We start from the raw sequence: 781 nt of genomic DNA on the forward strand, positions 1-781 counted from the left end.
TGGAGCGTCTCGCCTTGATGGTTTCGGACAGCGATCCCTTGGTCGTGCTCGCCGACGCGAACACGGCCGGGCTTGTCGGGGCGATGCTGGAAGACGAGGGCGCGGCCTGCCGGGTGCTTGATCTGACCGTCGTGGAGCTAGCCGGCGGGTTGGAGGTCAACCCGGACCGCTTTGCGCTCGGGCTGACCCCCAGCCACCTGGCCTACGTCATCTACACCTCCGGCTCAACCGGAACACCCAAAGGCGTCATGGTTGAACACCACGGGCTTGTCAATCTGGCCCAGGCTCAGATCAGATTCTTTGACGTCAGTTCTCGTAGCCGTGTCATGCAGTTCGCGTCCTTCAGCTTTGACGCCTGCATTTCTGAAGTCTTGATGGCGCTGTGTTCTGGCGCGGCGCTTTGTCTACCAGCACGTTCGGTGTCGCTTGACTTCGTCCTGCTGGGGAAATACATCGCGGACCAGGCAATCAGTCACGTGACCTTGCCGCCGGCCCTGCTTCACGGGCAACCCAATCTGGAGGAATTGACCGGCCTTCAGACACTTGTCCTAGCGGGTGAAGCATCCAGCCCGTCTCTGATACAAGCCCTGCCCTCCGGACCGAACATCATCAATGCTTACGGACCGACCGAGAGCACGGTTTGCGCCACAGGGTGGATCTCCCCGGCCTCTTTCAGGGGTGCGAGCGTCCCGATTGGTCGTCCGATGGCGAACACGCGGGTTTATGTGGTCGATGCTCATGGGGGGTTGTGTCCTGTTGGGGTGGCCGGGGAGTTGTGGAT

At 61.3% G+C, this 781-nt stretch carries 1 protein-coding gene; it reads left to right on the top strand.

Going from position 1 to position 781, the window contains the following annotated elements; translation table 11 throughout:
- Positions 1–17 precede the first annotated feature (17 nt).
- The coding region (locus E1166_RS30630; protein ID WP_243710620.1) for an AMP-binding protein at positions 18–781 on the top strand (764 nt) is incomplete at its 3' end.

The sequence above is a fragment of the Micromonospora sp. KC213 genome (genome assembly GCF_004348325.1).
GTDB lineage: Bacteria > Actinomycetota > Actinomycetes > Mycobacteriales > Micromonosporaceae > Micromonospora.